At 73.8% G+C, this 19,395-nt stretch carries 2 protein-coding genes and 1 pseudogene; 2 read left to right on the top strand and 1 reads right to left on the bottom strand.

Features of this window, described 5'->3' with window-relative positions:
- Nucleotides 1–257 precede the first annotated feature (257 nt).
- Nucleotides 258–5,588 (top strand): annotated as a pseudogene (locus ACZ7LS_RS32270) (SDR family NAD(P)-dependent oxidoreductase); the annotation flags it as partial.
- On the opposite strand, the gene ACZ7LS_RS32265 reads toward ACZ7LS_RS32270, so the two are convergent.
- A complete protein-coding gene (locus ACZ7LS_RS32265; protein ID WP_382527952.1) occupies nucleotides 5,589–5,768 on the bottom strand; it encodes a hypothetical protein in 180 nt (59 codons plus the stop codon).
- Here ACZ7LS_RS32265 and ACZ7LS_RS32260 point away from each other — a divergent pair, their 5' ends adjacent.
- Nucleotides 5,769–19,337 (top strand): SDR family NAD(P)-dependent oxidoreductase, encoded by a 13,569-nt coding sequence (locus tag ACZ7LS_RS32260; RefSeq protein WP_385133912.1) that lies wholly within the window; start codon nucleotides 5,769–5,771, stop codon nucleotides 19,335–19,337.
- Nucleotides 19,338–19,395 lie beyond the last annotated feature (58 nt).

Raw genomic sequence — 19,395 nt, 5'->3', positions numbered from 1 at the left:
GCCCTTTCCCCCCGGTTCCGGCCGCGGTTGACGCCGCTTCGACGCCGCTGTCACTCTTCTGGCCCGGGTGAATTGTGTGTTCACCTCTGATCCGTGACGGCCGGCTCCCAGCGAAGCCGGCCGGCCGGTCCCTCCCGGCAAGCCGCGACGCTGCCGAGTCCCCGACAAAGAGCTGACGGACAGCCACACCGCCCGCGCGGTGTGGCTGTCCGTCGTGCACGGAACCCGACGGAGTACACATGACCACCGAGGACAAACTCCGCGACTACCTCAAGCGGGTCACCGTCGACCTGCGGCAGGCGCGCAAACAGCTGGGGGAGGCGGCCGAGCGTGAGCACGAACCGATCGCGATCGTGGCCATGGGCTGCCGGTTCCCCGGCGGGGTGCGTTCACCGGAGGACCTCTGGCAGCTGGTCGACGAGAGCCGGGACGCCGTCGGGCCCTTCCCCGCCGACCGCGGCTGGGACACCGGCCGGCTCTACGACCACGGCCTGGCCGACCCGGCCGCCGGCCCTCTCGTGGGCGGATTCGTGCACGACGCCCCGGAGTTCGACGCCGGCTTCTTCGGCATCCCGGACCGGGAAGCCCAGGCCATGGACCCGCAGCAGCGCCTGCTGCTGGAGACGGCGTGGGAACTCGTGGAACGTTCCGGCATCGCCGCGGACACCCTGCGCGGCACCAGGACCGGCGTGTTCATCGGGACTTCGAGCGCCGGCCTGGCCACCGCCGCCGACCCGCCCTCAAGCGACCAGGTCGGATATCTGCTGACCGGAGGCACCACCAGCGTCGCCTCCGGCCGGATCGCCTTCACCCTCGGGCTCGAAGGCCCCGCACTGACCATCGACACCGCCTGCTCCTCCTCACTGGTGGCACTGCACACGGCCGGCCAGTCCCTGCGCCAGGGCGAATGCTCCCTGGCGGTGGCGGGCGGGGTCACCATCATGGCCACCCCCGCCATCTACGCGGAGTTCGGCAAACAGGGCGGGCTCGCCGCGGACGGACGGTGCAAGCCCTTCGCCGCGGCCGCGGACGGCACGGGCTGGGGCGAGGGCGCCGGACTGGTACTGCTCGAACGGCTGTCGGACGCCCGCCGCCACGGGCACCGGGTACTGGCCCTGATCCGCGGCTCCGCGGTCAACTCCGACGGCGCGTCGAACGGGCTCACCGCCCCGAACGGCCTCGCCCAGCAGCGAGTGATCCGGCAGGCGCTGGCCGCGGCCCGGCTCGCCCCCGGTGAGATCGACGCCGTGGAGGCGCACGGCACGGGCACCGCTCTCGGCGACCCCATCGAAGCCCAGGCGCTGCTGGCGGCCTACGGCCAGGACCGGCTCGACGGCCGGCCGCTGCTGCTGGGTTCGGTGAAGTCCAACCTCGGGCACACACAGGCCGCCGCCGGGATCGCCGGAGTGATCAAGATGGTGGCGGCGATGCACCACGGCCGGCTCCCGCGGACCCTGCACATCGACCGGCCGACCCCGCAGGCCGACTGGACCACCGGAGCGGTCTCGCTGCTCACCGAGCCGGTGGACTGGCCGCGCACGGGCCGGCCGCGCCGCGCCGGGGTGTCCTCGTTCGGGATCAGCGGCACCAACGCCCACGTGATCCTCGAACAGGCCCCGGCCGCGGACACGGAGCAGGACACACCGGCCGAGCAGAACACACCGGCGGCCGTACCGGTGCCACCGTTGCTGCTGTCCGCCAAGGACGAATCCGCGCTCCGGGACCAGGCCCGGCTGCTCTCCGGCTTCCTCACCGAACACCCCGGCACCGAGCCGGCCGAGGTCGCGTACGCGCTGGCCACCACCCGGTCGGCGTTCGAGCACCGGGCAGCGGTACCCGCCGGAACCCGCGACGACATACTCCGCGGGCTGGCCGCCGTGGCGAGCGGCGCGGCCGGGGTCCGCGCCCGCACCGGGCGCACCGCGCTGGTGTTCCCCGGCCAGGGCGCACAGCTCGCGGGCATGGGCAGCGAGCTGTACAGCACGTTCCCCGCCTTCGCCACGGCGTTCGACGAGGTGTGCGCCCAGCTGGACCCGCTGACGGCACGGCCGGTACGGGAGGTGGCGTTCGCCGCGGCCGGGACCCCGCGGGCCGCGCTGCTGGACCGGACCGGCTTCACCCAGCCCGCGCTGTTCGCCGTCGAAGTCGCCTTGTTCCGGCTCGTCGAGTCCTGGGGGGTGACGGCCGACTACCTGATCGGGCATTCCGTCGGCGAACTGGCGGCCGCGCACGTCGCCGGAGTGCTGTCGCTCCGCGACGCCTGTGTCCTGGTCGCGGCGCGCGGCCGGCTGATGGAGGCCCTGCCAGGCGGCGGGGCGATGCTCGCGGTCCAGGCGCCGGAAGCCGAAGTCGCGGGCATGCTGGCCGGCCGCGCGCACGAGGTGGGCCTGGCGGCGGTGAACGGACCGCACGCGGTGGTGCTTTCCGGCGCGGCACCACCACTGGAGGAGATCGCCGCCGAGCTCACCGGACGCGGGATCAACCACCGCCGTCTGGCTGTTTCGCACGCGTTCCACTCACCGCTGATGGAACCCATGCTGGCCGAGTTCGCCGAAGTGGCCGCCACACTGGACCCGCGGCCGCCGGCCACCGCGCTGGTCTCCACCCTGACCGGCCGCGTCGTCACCGACGAGATGTGCGAACCGGACCACTGGGTACGGCACGCGCGGCAGGCGGTGCGCTTCGCCGACGGCGTCCGCACCCTCATGGCTGCCGGGGTGACCCGGTTCTTCGAACTGGGCCCGTCCGGTGTCGCCGCCGCGATGATCGAGGACTGTACCGACGAGTGGAAGACCGACGCGGCCGTGGTCGCCGCACTGCGCCCGGACCGCCCCGGGACGCAGACCCTGCCGGACGCCCTCGCCGGACTCCACACCCACGGCGGAACGGTCGACTGGCCGCGCTACTTCGGTGCCCCGCGCACCACCCGCCTCGACCTGCCGACCTATCCCTTCCAACGACGGCGCTTCTGGCCGCGGGCACCGCGGGCGGCCGCCGGCACGGCCGCACCGGGACTCGACACCGCGGGGCATCCGTGGCTGACCGCGCAGACCGCCCTCGCCGACGGAACCGCGAAGCTCCTGCTGGGCCGCCTGTCACTGGCCGAGCAGCCGTGGCTGGCCGACCACCGCGTGCACGGAGCCGTGGTGCTGCCCGGCACCGGCCTGCTGGAGCTGGCGATGACCGCGGCCCGCCGGTTCGGCGCGGGCGGCGTCAGGGAACTCTCGCTGATCACCGCACTGGTGCTGCCGGAAACCACACCCCTGCAGATCCAGGTGATCACCGGCACGGAAACCGTATCGGTGCACAGCCGCCCCGAAGGCGACGAGACCTGGACCCTGCACGCCACCGGCGAACTGGCCACCACGAGCCCCGGCCCCGGCACCGGCACGGAATTCGAGGAACTGCGCACATGGCCGGTGCCCGGCACCGAACCCGTCGGCATGGACGGATTCTACGAGCGGGCCCGCGAACAGGGCCTCGACTACGGCCCCGCCTTCCGGCGCACGGCCGAACTCCACCGGCGCGACGGTCTCGCCTACGGACGGGTGCGGCTGCCCCAGGACACACCCGGCACACCCTTCGCACTGCACCCCGCACTGCTGGACGCCGCCCTGAACGTGGTCCGCGCCGTCACCGAGGAGAGCGCCGAACCGCTCCTTCCCGTCACATGGTCCGACACCGAGCTGTACGCCACCGGCGCCACCGAACTGAGAGTCCGGATCGAGTCCGTCCCCGCCGGGGACGACCGCCGGCTGACGCTGTGGCTCGCGGACGCCGACGGCGAACCCGTGGCCAGGATCGGCGGCCTGCGCCTGCGCCGCGTCGGCGCCGCACAGCTGCGGCCCGCCGTACAGGACCTGTACCGGATCGACCACATACCCGCCCCGGCGGACTCACCGACGGCGCGGACCACCGTGGTGCTGGCCGGCGACGGGACGGTCGCCGACGCCCTGGGCGCCCGGCGGGCACCCGATCTCGACACGCTGATGTCCTCGCCGGCCACCGAAGAGGCACCCGAGCGCGTGGTGGTCGACGCGACCGCCGGCGGAGACATCCCGGATCTCGCGGTGCGCACCCTGGAACTGCTGCGGCGCGGGCTGGCGGAGCCGAAACTGGCGGACACCGAATGGGTCTGGGTGACCGGCGACGATCCGGCCGGGGCATCACTGCGCGGTCTCCTGCGCGTGGCGGCCAACGAGTACGCCGACCGGGAGATCCGGCTGGTCGAACTCGCTGAGCGGCCCGGCCCGGCGCTGGCCAGAGCGCTGGCCGCCACCGGAGAACCGGAGACAGTCGTACGCGGCGGCGACGTACTCACACCACGCCTGGTCCGGGCCGCGGCACACACCGAAGAGCGGCTGCCGCGGCTCGACCCGGAAGGCACCGCGCTGATCACCGGCGGCACCGGCGAACTCGGCTCACTGATCGCCCGGCACCTGGTGCGGGCGCACGGCGTGCGCAGGCTGGTGCTCACCTCGCGACGCGGCCCGGACGCACCGGGCGCCGCCCAACTGGTACACGAGCTGACGGACGCGGGCGCGCTCAGCGTCCGGGTGGCCGCCTGCGACGTCGCCGACCGCGCGGAACTCACCACCCTGCTCTCCACGGTGGACCCCGCGCATCCGCTCACCGCGGTACTGCACCTGGCCGGTGTGCTGGACGACGGTCTGGTGCCGGGGCAGACCGGGGACCGGCTGGCGCGGGTGTTCGCGCCCAAGGCCGGCGGAGCGCTGCTGCTCGACGAACTGACCCGCGAGCGGCCGCCGGCGGCGTTCGTGCTCTTCTCCTCGGCCGCCGGTGTACTCGGCACCGCGGGGCAGAGCACCTACGCGGCGGCGAACACCACACTGGACGCGATCGCCGTGCGGCGCCGTGCGGCCGGCCTGCCCGCCGTCAGCCTGGCCTGGGGGCTCTGGCAGCAGGCGGGCACGGGCATGACCGCGCACCTCGGCCCGGCCGAGCTGGCACGGATGCGCCGCCAGGGCGTCGGGGCGATCCCGGCCGCCGACGGCCTGCGGCTGCTGGACGCGGCGCTGCGCCACAACGAGCCGAACCTCGTACCCATCCGTCTGGACCTGGCCGCCGCGCGACAGGAAGCCGACAGGGGCGAACCCGTCGCCGCGATCCTGCGGGGCCTGGTCCCGCCACCGCTGCGACGGGCCGCGAACGCCGCCCCCGCCGCACCCACCGCCCTCCGGGCGCGCCTGTCCGCGCTCCCGTCGGACGAACGGGCCGGGACGATGACCGGCGTCGTACTGGAGGAGATCGCCGCGGTGCTCGGACTGCCCTCCGCCGTCGTACTCGAACCGGACCAGGCGCTGCGCGAGGCCGGCCTCGATTCGCTGATGGCGGTGGAACTGCGCCGCCGGCTGTCGGCGGCCATGGGCGTCGCACTGCCCTCCACCACGGTCTTCGACTACCCCACACCCACGGCCATCGCCGGTCTCCTGCTCACCAGAATGGACCTGGCCGAGCCGCGCACGAGCCCCGCGTCCCAGGACCAGGACCCGGACCCGGAGCGGTCCGTCGAGGACATCAACGCGGAACTGGACGCCCTCCTCGAAGCGGCCACCGGAATCAGCTGATCACCCGGAACCCTGCCGCAGCGCCGTGACCACGGCGGCCCACGCGCACCCCACCTCCGCGCACCCCACCTCCGCGCACAACGCCACGCCCACCGCGTCCGGCACCCCGGACCGCACCGGCACCCGCCCGAAACAGCTCACGAACCACACGTCCTCGATCACTTCCAGGGGGATTCCCATATGAACCAGTTCGATTCCGGTCATCCGGCGCGGCGGACGGATATCGCGGTCGTCGGTCTGTCCTGCCGGCTGCCACAGGCACCGGACCCGGCATCCTTCTGGCGCCTGCTGCGGGACGGCGTCGACGCCGTCACCGACGTACCCGGGCAGCGGTGGAACGCGGCGGCATGGCACGACGAGGACCCGGCCGCGCCCGGCAAGCTGATCAGCCGCCGCGGCGGCTTCCTGCCCGCGGTCGACCTCTTCGACGCGGACTTCTTCGGGATCTCACCGCGGGAAGCCGCGGCGATGGACCCCCAGCAACGGCTGGCGCTGGAACTGGCCTGGGAGGCGTTCGAGGACGCCGGCATCCTGCCCTCCGCGCCGGGACGCACCGGGGTCTTCTTCGGCGCCATCTACGACGACTACGCGACCCTGGTGGACCGCGCCGGCCCCACGGCGATCACCCAGCACACGGTCACCGGCCTCAACCGCGGCATGATCGCGAACCGGGTGTCCTACGCGCTGGGACTGACCGGACCGAGCCTGACAGTCGACTCCGCCCAGTCCTCCTCACTGGTCGCGCTGCACCTGGCCGTCGAGAGCCTGCTGCGCGGCGAGTCGGACCTCGCCCTCGCGGGCGGCGTCAATCTGAACCTGCTGCCGGAGAACACCGTCGGCGCGACGAAGCTCGGCGGCCTCTCGCCGGACGGCCGCTGCCACACCTTCGACGCCAGGGCGAACGGCTACGTGCGGGGCGAGGGCGGCGGCACCGTACTGCTCAGACCGCTGGCCGCGGCGATCGCCCACGGCGACCCGGTCTACTGCGTGATCCGCGGCAGCGCCGTGAACAACGACGGCTCGGGAGACAGCCTGACCACCCCGGCGGCCGACGCCCAGCGCGAGGTGCTCCGCCTCGCCCGCGAGCGCGCCGAAGTGGCGCCACGGGAAGTCCAGTACGTCGAACTGCACGGCACCGGCACACGGCTGGGCGATCCGGTCGAGGCGGCCGCGCTCGGCGCCGAACTCGGCCGGCCGGACGGTGAACCCCTGCGCGTCGGCTCGGCCAAGACCAACGTCGGACATCTGGAGGGCGGCGCCGGCATCGTCGGCCTCATCAAGACCGCACTCGCCATCCACCGGCGGCAGCTGCCGCCGAGTCTCCACTTCAACTCCCCGAACCCCCGGATTCCCCTGGCCGCACTGGGACTGCGGATACAGCGCGAACCGGGGGACTGGCCGCACCCCGACCGGCCGTTGATCGCCGGGGTGAGCTCGTTCGGCCTCGGCGGCACCAACTGCCACGTGATACTGGCCGACCACCGGCCGCGGCGTGAACCGGCCACCGCACGCCCCGCCCCCGTCCCCGCCCCCGCCGTCCCCTGGCTGCTCTCGGCCCGGAGCGAAGAAGCGCTGCGGGCCCAGGCGGCCCGGCTCGCCGGCCACGTCCGGCAGCATCCCGGACTCGACGCCGAGGACATCGGATTCTCGCTGGCCACCACCAGGACGGCACTGGAACACCGCGCGGTGGTGGTCGCCGAGGACCGCGCCACCGCGGTCCGCGGCCTTTCCGCGATCGCGGACGGAACCGTGGCCACGGGCGTGGTCCGGGGCGAGGCGACCGCCGGAAAGCTGGCCATGATGTTCTCCGGCCAGGGTGCGCAGCGGGTGGGCATGGGCAGGGAGTTGTGCGGCGCGTTCCCTGTTTTCGCCGGGGCATTCGACGAGGTGTGCGGGCGGTTCGACGGGTGTGCGGGCGGGCCGCTTCGTGAGGTGGTGTTCGGTGGTCCGGGGTCGCTGGATGAGACCGCGTTCACCCAGGCGGGACTGTTCGCTTTTGAGGTGGCGCTTTTCCGCCTGATGGTGTCGTGGGGTGTGCGTCCGGATTTTCTGCTGGGGCATTCGGTGGGTGAGGTGGCGGCGGCTCATGTCGCCGGGGTGTTCTCGTTGGACGACGCGGTGGCGCTGGTGGCCGCGCGCGGGCGGTTGATGCAGGCGTTGCCCCGGGGCGGGGCGATGGTGGCGGTCGAGGCGAGTGAGGCGGAGGTTGTGCCCGGTCTCGGTGATCGTGTCGCGGTCGCGGCGGTCAACGGTCCGCGTGCGGTGGTTGTTTCGGGTGACGCGGACCGGGTGGAAGAGATCGCCGGGCACTGGGCGGCGCAAGGCCGCCGTACCCGGCGGTTGCCGGTTTCGCATGCTTTCCACTCGCCCCGGATGGATCCGATGCTGGACGGTTTCCGGGAGGTGGCCGCGGCGGTCGACTACGCCGAGCCGCGGATTCCGGTGGTGTCGAATCTGACGGGACGGCCGGCGGGTCCCGGTGAACTGGTCTCGCCGGAGTACTGGGTGCGTCATGTCCGTGAACCGGTCCGTTTCCACGACGGCGTGCAGTCCCTGCGCGAGCGGGGCGCCGACCGCTTCCTCGAACTCGGCCCCGACGGCACACTCACCGCACTCGTGCGCAACACCGCCGGCGGCCGGCCACCCGCCCTGGTGATCCCCGCCGTACGCCGCGACCGGCCCGAACCCCACGCGCTGCTGACCGCGATCGGCGAGCTGCACGCCCACGGCGTCCCGACCGACTGGGCCAAGGTGTTCGCCGGCCGCGACGCCCGGCGGGTCGCGCTGCCCACCTACGCCTTCCAGCGCCGGCGCCACTGGATCACCGGAACCACCCAGCGGCCGGCACCGCGAACACCCACGGCACAGCACAGCGCGGACACCGGGACGACGGACAGCCGCACCCCCCAGGAACTGGTGGACACCCATGTCGCCGCCGTGCTCGGCCACGCGCCGGGAACGGTGGTCCAGCGCACCTGGCCGTTCACCGAACTCGGCTTCGACTCCCTGTCCGCCGTGGAACTGCGCAACACCCTGAGCTCCGCCACCGGCCGCGACCTCCCGCAGACCCTGCTGTTCGACCACCCCACCCCCGCGGCCCTGGCCCGCTACCTCGCCGGGAAGGACGACGCCCGCGAACCGGCCCCGGCGGCCCCGGCCCTGGCAGCCCCGGCCCCGGTGGCCGACGAGCCGATCGCCGTCGTCGCCATGAGCTGCCGCCTGCCGGGCGGAGCGAACGACCCCGAAGGCCTGTGGGACCTGGTCGTCTCGGGAGGCAGCGGACTGTCCCCCTTCCCGGCCGACCGCGGCTGGGACCCCGACCCGCGGGCCTCCTACGCCAGGATCGGCGGCTTCCTGCACGACGCCGCCGACTTCGACGCCGGATTCTTCGGCATCTCGCCCCGCGAGGCCGCGGCGCTCGACCCCCAGCACCGCCTGCTGCTGGAAACCTCCTGGGAGGCGGTCGAACGGGCCGGCCTCGACCCGGACACCCTGCGCGGCGGACGCGGCGGGGTCTTCGTCGGCGTCACCTCACTGGACTACGGCCCACGCCTGCACGAGGCCCACGGCCGTGCCGAAGGCTTCGTACTGACCGGCACCACCGGCAGCACCGCCTCCGGCCGGATCGCCTACACCCTCGGGTGGGAGGGCCCCGCGATCACCGTGGACACGGCGTGCTCCTCCTCACTGGTCGGCCTGCACCTGGCCGTCCAGGCACTGCGCGCCGGCGACTGCGACCTGGCACTGGCCGGCGGAGCCGCGGTGATGGCCACCCCGGGCATGTTCACCGAGTTCAGCCGGCAGGGCGGCCTGGCCCCGGACGGGGTGTGCAAACCCTTCTCCGCCGAGGCGGACGGCACCGGCTGGTCGGAAGGCGCCGGGATGCTCCTGGTGGAACGGCTGTCCGACGCCCGGCGCCACGGACACCCGGTCCTGGCGGTGATCCGCGGCACGGCGGTGAACTCCGACGGCGCCTCGAACGGACTGACCGCACCCAACGGCCCCGCCCAGCAGCGCGTCATCCGGCAGGCACTGGCCGCCGCCGGCCTCGAACCCTCCGAAGTGGACGCCGTGGAGGCGCACGGCACGGGCACCGCACTGGGCGACCCGATCGAGGCACAGGCACTGCTCGCCACCTACGGACAGGACCGCGAACGCGACCTGTGGCTGGGCTCGCTGAAATCCAACCTCGGACACACACAGGCCGCCGCCGGGATCGCCGGAGTGATCAAAATGGTCATGGCGATCCGCCACGGCGTCCTGCCGAAAACCCTGCACGCGGACCGGCCGTCGCCCAAGGTGGACTGGCACTCCGGCGCCGTCTCGCTGCTGACCCGCAACGAGACCTGGCCGGACACCGGACGCCCGCGCCGGGCCGGGGTGTCCGCCTTCGGAATCTCCGGGACCAACGCCCACACCATCATCGAACAGGCCCCGGAAACCCCGGCGGCCGAGCCCCCGGCCGACCGCGCCACCCCCACGGCCTGGCTGCTGTCCGGCAAGAACCCGTCCGCGCTGCGGGACCAGGCACGCCGGCTGCTCGACAAGCTGACGGCGCGACCGGAACTGCCCACAGCCGACATCGCGCACTCCCTCGCGACCACCCGGACGGCTTTCGGCCACCGGACCGTCCTCATCGGACAGCGCGACGCACTGATCGAAGGGCTGCGCGCGACTGCCGAGCAGCGCCCCCACCCCACGGCGATCGACGGCATCGCCGCGGACGGCGGAAAGCTGGCCATGATGTTCTCGGGCCAGGGTGCGCAGCGGCCGGGTATGGGGCGTGAGTTGTATGAGTCGTTCCCGGTGTATGCCGGGGCGTTCGATGAGGTGTGTGCCGCGCTTGAGGCCGGGTGGGGGGAGTCTCTTCGCGAGGTGGTTCTCGGTGGCCGGGAGTCGCTGGAGGAGACGGTGTTCGCTCAGTGTGGTCTGTTCGCCATGGAGGTTGCTCTTTTCCGGTTGGTTTCCTCGTGGGGTGTGCGGCCGGATTTCGTGCTGGGTCATTCGGTGGGTGAGCTGGTGGCGGCTCATGTGGCGGGGGTGTGGTCGCTTCCTGATGCGGCTCGTCTGGTGGTGGCGAGGGGGAGGCTGATGCAGGCGTTGCCCCGGGGTGGGGCGATGGTGGCGGTCGAGGCGAGTGAGGCGGAGGTTGTGCCCGGTCTCGGTGATCGTGTCGCGGTCGCGGCGGTCAACGGTCCGCGTGCGGTGGTTGTTTCGGGTGACGCGGACCGGGTGGAAGAGATCGCCGGGCACTGGGCGGCGCAGGGCCGCCGTACCCGGCGGTTGCCGGTTTCGCATGCTTTCCACTCGCCCCGGATGGATCCGATGCTGGACGGTTTCCGGGAGGTGGCCGCGGCGGTCGACTACGCCGAGCCGCGGATTCCGGTGGTGTCGAATCTGACGGGACGGCCGGCGGGTCCCGGTGAACTGGTCTCGCCGGAGTACTGGGTGCGTCATGTCCGTGAACCGGTCCGTTTCCACGACGGCGTGCAGTCCCTGCGCGAGCGGGGCGCCGACCGCTTCCTCGAACTCGGCCCCGACGGCACACTCACCGCACTGGTCCGCCAGACCGACCCGGACAGCATCACGGTCCCGGCCACCCGCAAGGGCCGTCCCGAGACCGGCACGGCACTGGCGGCCGTCGCACGGCTGCACACCGAAGGCACCCCCGTCGACTGGCGGGCCGTACTCGCCGGCCACGGCCGCGTGACCGACCTGCCGACCTACGCCTTCCAACGGGAGCGGTACTGGCTCGAACCCGCGCCCGGACACCGGCAACCCGCGGCGGACGACCGGCACTACCGCGCCGTATGGCGCCCCGGCACCACACTGCCCCCACCGGCGCCCGGCGACCACTGGCTCCTGATCGCCCCGGACACCGGCCACCCCCTCGTGACCACCGTCGAACAGGCACTGGCCCACCACGGAGGCCAGGTACTCCGACTCGACGTGGACACCACCCGCCTCGACCGGCCCGCCCTCGCCCGGCTCCTGCGCACAACCGCGCCGACCCCGCCGACGGCCGTACTGTCCCTGCTGGCACTGGACGAACGCCACTTGCCGGACGAACCCGCGGTACCGGCCGCACTCGCCGCCACCACCGCACTGGTCCAGGCACTCGGCGACGCGGACATCGGCGCACCGCTGTGGTGCGCCACCCAGGGCGCGGTGTCGACCGGCACCACCGACAGCGCACCGAACCCGTCACAGACCCAGCTCTGGGGCTACGGCCGGGTAGCCGCGCTGGAACACCCCGAGCGCTGGGGCGGACTCGTCGACCTGCCCGCCGAACCGGACGAGAACACCGCGCACCCGCTCGCCTCGCTGCCGGCGTCCCAGGACGACCAGCTCGCCATCCGGGCATCCGGCGTGTACTCCCGCCGGATCGTGCGCACCCCCCGCGCCCGGCCCGCCGCGAAAAGCCGCCTGTTCGACGGCCTGACGCGGGGCACCGTCCTGGTGACCGGCGGCACAGGCGCCCTGGGCGGACACCTCGCCCGATGGCTGGTGGCCGGCGGCGTCCGCGACCTCCTGCTGACCGGACGGCGCGGCCCGGCCGCACCCGGAGCCACCGGACTCCAGGCCGAACTCGCCCGGTCCGGCGCCAGAGTCACCGTGGCGGCCTGCGACGCCGCGGACCGCCCCGCGCTCGCCGGCCTGCTCGGCAGTCTCCCCGAAGACCGGCCGCTGTGCGCCGTGTTCCACGCCGCGGGCGCGCTCGCCGACGGCATGGCCGGCGCGCTGACCCCGGCCCAGCTCGCCACAGCACTGCGGCCCAAGGCCCTGGCCGCACAGAACCTGCACGAGCTGACCGCCCACCAGGACCTCGCCGCCTTCGTACTGTTCTCCTCGGTCTCCGGCACCTTCGGACTGGCGGGCCAGGCCGCCTACGCCGCCGCGAACGCCCACCTCGACGGCCTCGCCGAGCAACGCCGCGCCGCCGGCCTGACCGCCACCTCGATCGCCTGGGGCCCCTGGGCCGGCAGCGGCATGGCCGCGGACGAACGAGCCGCGGCACGGATGCGCCGGGACGGCCTGCGGACGATCACGAGCACCACCGCGCTCGAAGCACTGCGGGAGGCGGTCGACTCCGGCGAGGCGACCGCCGTGGTGGCCGACGTGGACTGGCGGCGGTTCACGCGGACGGTCCGCTCCCCCCGGGCCGTCCGGGTATTCGGCGACCTCCCCGAGGCCGCCGGGCCGGCCGCCCCCGCGACGGGGACACACCCCCTCGCGTCCCGGCTCGCCGGACTCCCCGCGGCCGAACAGGACCGGACCGTAACGAAACTGACCCTCGATCAGATCGCGGCGGTGCTGGGACACGCCTCCGCGGCAGGCATCGACCCCACCGCGTCCTTCCGCGACCTGGGCTTCGACTCGCTGACAGCCGTCGAACTCCGCAACGCCCTCCAGGAACTGACCGGCACGCCCCTGCCCTCGACCGTCGTGTTCGACCACCCCTCACCGGGCGCGCTGGCAGGGTTCCTGCGGTCCGAGCTGACCGGCGGGGACGAACCGGCCGGTCCGCCCGGCCAACCGGCCGGCCAGCCCGGCCCGCCCGCCGCGGCCACCCCCGGGGACCCGGTGGTCATCGTCGGAATGGGCTGCCGCTTCCCCGGGGACATCCGGTCGCCGGAAGACCTGTGGGCGCTGGTCCAGGCGGCCGGCAACGGCATCACGGACTTCCCCCGGGACCGCGGCTGGGAGCCCGCCGCCGGCCCGGTGCCGCACCGGGGCGGATTCATCGAGGACGCCGCCGACTTCGACGCCGGATTCTTCGGCGTGTCACCACGCGAGGCCCTGGCGATGGACCCGCAGCAGCGCCTGCTCCTGGAGGTGTCGTGGGAAGCGCTGGAACGGGCCGGCATCGATCCGCTCTCCCTGAAGGGCAGCCGGACCGGCGTCTTCGCCGGGACGAACGGCCAGGACTACGCCTCGGTGCTGGCCGACGCGGCCGAGGACGTCCACGGTTACGTGATGACCGGCGTCGCGGCCAGCGTGCTGCCCGGCCGAGTGGCCTACGTACTCGGACTGCAGGGCCCGGTCGTCACCACCGATACCGCCTGCTCCGCCTCGCTGGTGGCACTGCACCAGGCCGTGCGGGCGCTGCAGGCGGGTGAATGCGATCTCGCGCTCGCCGGCGGCGTGACCGTGATGTCCACACCCGGCAACTTCGCCGAGTTCGCCCGGCAGGGCGCACTGGCACCGGACGGACTGTGCAAGGCGTTCTCCGCCGACGCCGACGGCACCGGCTGGTCCGAAGGCATCGGCGTGCTCGTCGTGGAACGGCTCTCGGACGCGCGACGCCACGACCACCCCGTGCTGGCGGTGGTCCGGGGCAGCGCGGTCAACTCCGACGGCGCCTCCAACGGACTGACCGCGCCGAACGGCCCCTCGCAGCAGCGGGTGATCCGGCAGGCCCTGACCGCCGCCGCTCTCGGACCCTCCGAGGTGGACGTGGTGGAGGCACACGGGACCGGCACCAAGCTCGGTGACCCCATCGAGGCACAGGCACTCCTGGCGGCCTACGGCCAGGGCCGGGACACCACGAACCCGCTGTGGCTCGGCTCGGTCAAGTCCAACATCGGCCATACCCAGGCCGCCGCCGGCGTGGCCGGCGTGATCAAGATGGTCATGGCGATGCGCCACGGGACCCTGCCGCGAACCCTGCACATCACGGCACCTTCGTCACACGTCGACTGGACCACCGGAGCGGTCGAGCTGCTGACCGAAGCCCGGCCCTGGCCCGCCACCGGGCGCCCGCGCCGCGCGGGCGTGTCCTCGTTCGGCATCGGCGGCACCAACGCCCACACGATCCTCGAACAGGCACCACCGGCAGCGGCCGTCCCCCCGAAGGCCCGCCCCCTGCCGTCCGTCCCGGTGACGGTGTCCGGCAAAACCGCGCCCGCGCTACGACACCAGGCGCGCCGCCTGCTGGAGGCCATGACGGCCGCGCCCGGCTGGGACCCGGCGGACATCGGCTTCTCCTCGGCCCGGCGCCCCGCACTTGAGCACCGGGCGGTACTCGTCGGCGGTTCACGCGCGGAACTGCTCGCCGGACTCACCGCCCTCGCCGCGGACGAACCCGCCCCCGGCGTCCGCTCCGGCACCGTCTCGCCCGGCCGCCTGGCCATGATGTTCTCGGGCCAGGGTGCGCAGCGGCCGGGTATGGGGCGTGAGTTGTATGAGATGTTCCCGGTGTATGCCGGGGCGTTCGATGAGGTGTGTGCCGCGGTTGAGGCCGGGTTGGGGGAGTCTCTTCGCGAGGTGGTTCTCGGTGGCCGGGAGTCGCTGGAGGAGACGGTGTTCGCTCAGTGTGGTCTGTTCGCCATGGAGGTCGCTCTTTTCCGGTTGGTTTCCTCGTGGGGTGTGCGGCCGGATTTCGTGCTGGGTCATTCGGTGGGTGAGCTGGTGGCGGCTCATGTGGCGGGGGTGTGGTCGCTTCCTGATGCGGCTCGTCTGGTGGTGGCGAGGGGGAGGCTGATGCAGGCGTTGCCCCGGGGCGGGGCGATGGTGGCGGTCGAGGCGAGTGAGGCGGAGGTTGTGCCCGGTCTCGGTGATCGTGTCGCGGTCGCGGCGGTCAACGGTCCGCGTGCGGTGGTCGTTTCCGGGGACGAGGCCGACGTTCTGCGACTGGCCGGGCACTGGGCGGCGCAAGGCCGCCGTACCCGGCGGCTGCCGGTTTCGCATGCTTTCCACTCGCCCCGGATGGATCCGATGCTGGACGCCTTCCACGACGTCGCCGCCACGATCGACTACGCCGAGCCCAGGATCCCGGTCGTGTCGAACGTGACCGGCCGGCCCACCCCCGACATCGCCTCCGCCGCGTACTGGGTCCGCCACGTCCGCGCGGCAGTCCGCTTCCACGACGGGATACGGCACCTCGCCGGCGAAGGCGTCGGCCGCTTCCTCGAACTGGGCCCGGACGCCGTCCTCACCGCCATGGTCGCCGATATCCAGGCAGAGGCGACGGCGGTCGCCGCCACCCGGCGCGGCCGCGCCGAATCCGAATCCGTACTTTCCGCGGTCGCCGCCCTGCACGTCGAGGGAACGGCCGTGGACTGGCCCGCGGTGTTCGCGGGCCGCGGCGCGCACCTGCTCGACCTGCCGACCACCGCGTTCCAGCGGAAACGCTACTGGCCGCGCACCGCGCCCCGGCGCGGGGACCCGGCAGCCTGGGGCCTGTCCGGTTCGACGCACCCGGTACTCGGCGCGGCCGTCGTACGGCCCGACGAGTCGGGCGTGGTGTGCACCGGCGTGCTGTCACTCGCCACGCAGCCCTGGACAGCCGGACACGTGGTGTTCGACTCGGTGACGGTGCCCGGCACCGCACTGGTCGAATGGGCCGTTCACGCCGGCGACCAGGTCGGCTGCGGCCGGATCGAGGAGCTGACCCTGACAGCTCCGCTGACGCTTCCCCAGCACGGCGCGGTACGGGTGCAGATCGGGGTCGGCGCCCCGGACGGGGACGGACGGCGCGCCGTGACCCTGCACTCGTGCCCCGACGGCACCGACGGGCCGTGGACCGAGCACGCCACCGGCCTGCTCGGCCCCGCCTCCGCCGTACCGCCGCGGCCGCTGACCAACTGGCCGCCGGCCGCGGCACACCCGGTTGACCTGGACGGCTTCTACGACCGGTTCGCCGGGACCGGGATCGCCTACGGCCCGCTGTTCCGCGGGGTACGCGCGATCTGGCGTTCGGAGACCGACGTCTACGCGGAGGTGGCACTGCCCGAGACGGACGACGCCGGCGCGTTCGCCCTGCACCCGGCCCTCTTCGACGCCGCCCTGCACCCGTCCCTCCTGCACGGACAGGAAGACGGGCGGGCCGCCCTGCCGTTCTCCTGGAGCGGGGTCCGCCTGTACGCCACCGGCGCCACCACCCTGCGCGTGCGGATCAGCCCGGCGGGCCCCGGCACCGTCAGCGTGCTGCTCGCCGGCCCCGACGGCAGTCCGGTGGCCACGGTGGACGGACTGACGCTCAGGCCGGCCACCCGCCCCGGGGGCGGCGGTCTCGGCTCGCTGTTCCAGCTCGACTGGATCCCGCTGCCCGCCGGACCTCCCGCCGGGCCTTCCGCCGGGGACGAACCGGTCCTCTACCGGGTGCCGTCCGTGCCGGCCGGGCAAGCGGACCGGCCGGCCGCCGTGCGCACGGTGCTGTCGCAGGTCCTGGCCGTGATCCAGGACTGGCTGTCCGCACCGGAACGGGCCACCGGACGTCTGGTGCTGGTCACCCGTGGCGCGGTGGCCGTGTCGCAGGGCGAGGACGTGCGCGACCTCGCGCAGGCAGCCGTCTGGGGGCTCGTGCGCTCGGCCCAGACGGAGAACCCGGACCGCTTCGTACTGGTGGACCTGGACGGGGGAGAGGAGCTGACGGCGCTCGCCGCGGCCTGCGGCGAGCCACAGGTGGCGGTGCGTGCCGGTGCCCTGCTGGTACCGAGGCTGGGCCGGGCGGCCGGCTCCGGCACGCTGGTACCGCCGCCCGGGCCGGCCTGGCGGCTCGCCGTGACCGAGCCGGGCACCCTGGAGAACCTCGTTCTCGCGCCGGCCCCGCAGGCCGGCACGCCGGCAGCGGGACAGGTCCGTATCTCCGTGCGGGCCGCCGGCCTCAACTTCCGCGATGTGCTGACAGCACTGGGGCAGTACCCCGGCCCGGCCGGACAGCTGGGAGCCGAGGCCGCCGGCGTGGTCACCGCGGTCGGCCCCGGGGTCGCCGGGCTGCGTGCCGGCGACCGGGTGACCGGAGTGTTCGAGGGCGCGTTCGGACCGGTGGCCGTCACCGACCAGCGGCTGCTGACCCGTATTCCGGAGGACTGGTCGTTCACCGAGGCCGCGTCCGTACCGATCGTGTACCTGACCGCCTACTACGCACTGGTCGATCTCGCCGGGCTGCGGGCGGGCGAGAAGGTGCTCATCCATTCCGCCGCGGGCGGGGTCGGCATGGCCGCGGTGCAGCTGGCACGGCACCTGGGCGCGGAGGTGTTCGCCACCGCCTCTCCCGCCAAACAGCGGGCCGTGGGGGAGATGGGCCTGCCGGAGGACCGGATCGCCTCCTCCCGGACCACCGGCTTCGAGGCCGCGTTCGGCGCCGTCACCGGCGGCCGCGGGGTCGACGTCGTACTCAACTCGCTGACCGGCGAAGCGCTGGACGCCTCGCTCCGGCTGCTCGGCACAGGCGGCCGGTTCATCGAGATGGGCAAGAACGACCTGCGCACCTCGGTGCGGCCGGACGTGTCGTACCGGGCCTTCGACCTGATGGACGCAGGCCCCGACCGCATCGCCGGACTGTTCGGCGCCGTGATGGACCTGTTCGCGCGCGGGGTGCTGCGGCTGCCGCCGGTCCGGGTGTGGGACGTCCGGCGGGCGCCGGAGGCCTTCCGGTTCGTCAGCCGGGCCCGTCACACCGGCAAGGTGGTACTGCGGATTCCGCGAGAGCCGGGCGACGGGGTCGTGCTGGTGACCGGCGCCTCGGGGGCACTGGGCGGGCTGGTGGCCGAACGCCTGGTGGCCGCGCACGGGATACGGCGGCTGGTGCTGGCGGGCCGTCGCGAGACGGCACTGCGGGAGACGGCGAAACGCCTGGCGGAGCTGGGCGCGACGGCGCACGTCGCGGTCTGTGACGTCGCCGACCGCGCCGCCGTGGCCGAGCTGGTGACCCGGGCGGGTGACGAGCTGACCGGGATCGTGCACGCCGCGGGGACGCTGGACGACGGGGTGGTCGAGACGCTGGACGGGGCCCGGCTTGAGCGGGTGCTGCGGCCCAAGGTGGACGCCGCGACCCATCTCGACGAGCTGACCCGCGGGCGGGATCTGGCCATGTTCGTGGTCTTCTCCTCGGTGTCGGGTGTGCTCGGCGGTGCGGGGCAGGCGAACTACGCGGCGGCGAACACCTACCTGGACGCGCTCATGACGCGGCGCCGGGCCGCCGGGCTGGCCGGGACGTCGCTCGCGTGGGGGCTGTGGGCGAACCGCGGCGGGATGGGCGAGACCCTCACCGGCGCGGACGCCGAGCGGCTGTCGCGCGGCGGTCTGCTCGCGCTGTCCGACGAGGACGGCCTGGCCCTGTTCGACACCGCCTGGGACAGCGCCGTCCCGGTCGTGGTGCCGATGCGCCTGAACACCCGGGCCGCGGACGCCGTGCAGCCGGTGCTGCGCGAGCTGGTGCGGCCCGCCCGCCCGGCCGTGCGCGAGAGCGCCGGGAGCGGGGATGACCCGGCGGACCGGCTCGCCGCCCTGCCCCCGGGGCGCCGCCACGGCCACCTCCTGGACCTCGTCCGGTTCCAGGTCGCGGCCGTCCTCGGCCACAACTCACCGGAGGCGGTGCCCCCGTCGGCCACCTTCAAGTCCCTCGGGTTCGACTCGCTGACCTCGGTCGAGCTGCGCAACCGGGTGCACAAGGCGACCGGCCGGCGGCTGCCGGCCACGGTCGTGTTCGACCACCCGACCCCCGACGCGCTGGTCCGCCGCCTGCTGAGCCTGTTCCCGTCGCAGGAGGAGGCCGGCGCGGGCGCCGAACCGGTCACCGCGGTGCTGCCGTTGCTGGGCGACATCGACCGGCTGCGGGCGTCACTCGCCACGACCGCGGCGGACCCCGACGACCGGTCGAGGATCACCGCCCGGCTGGAAGCCGTACTGGCCGAGTGGCGGAAGGCGGACGCGCCGCTCCTCGGCCCGGACGACGCCGCACTCGACTCGGTCACCGACGAGGAACTGTTCGAGGCCATCGACAACGAATTCAGACTGGCGTAAGCGACGGCCACCCTGCCCCGCGTCCAGGACCTGCCGATACCGCTTTTCCGTCCGAAAC

The organism is Streptomyces sp. NPDC039430, assembly GCF_055639435.1.
Note: the sequence above shows the minus strand (reverse complement) of the source record. Positions and strands in the feature narration are given on the sequence as shown.

What these genes read in the sequence shown, in the direction of transcription:
- ACZ7LS_RS32260 (WP_385133912.1), top strand. Translation starts at nt 5,769, where the DNA reads ATGAACCAGTTCGATTCCGGTCATCCGGCGCGGCGGACGGATATCGCG.
- ACZ7LS_RS32265 (WP_382527952.1), bottom strand. Translation starts at nt 5,768, where the DNA reads ATGGGAATCCCCCTGGAAGTGATCGAGGACGTGTGGTTCGTGAGCTGT.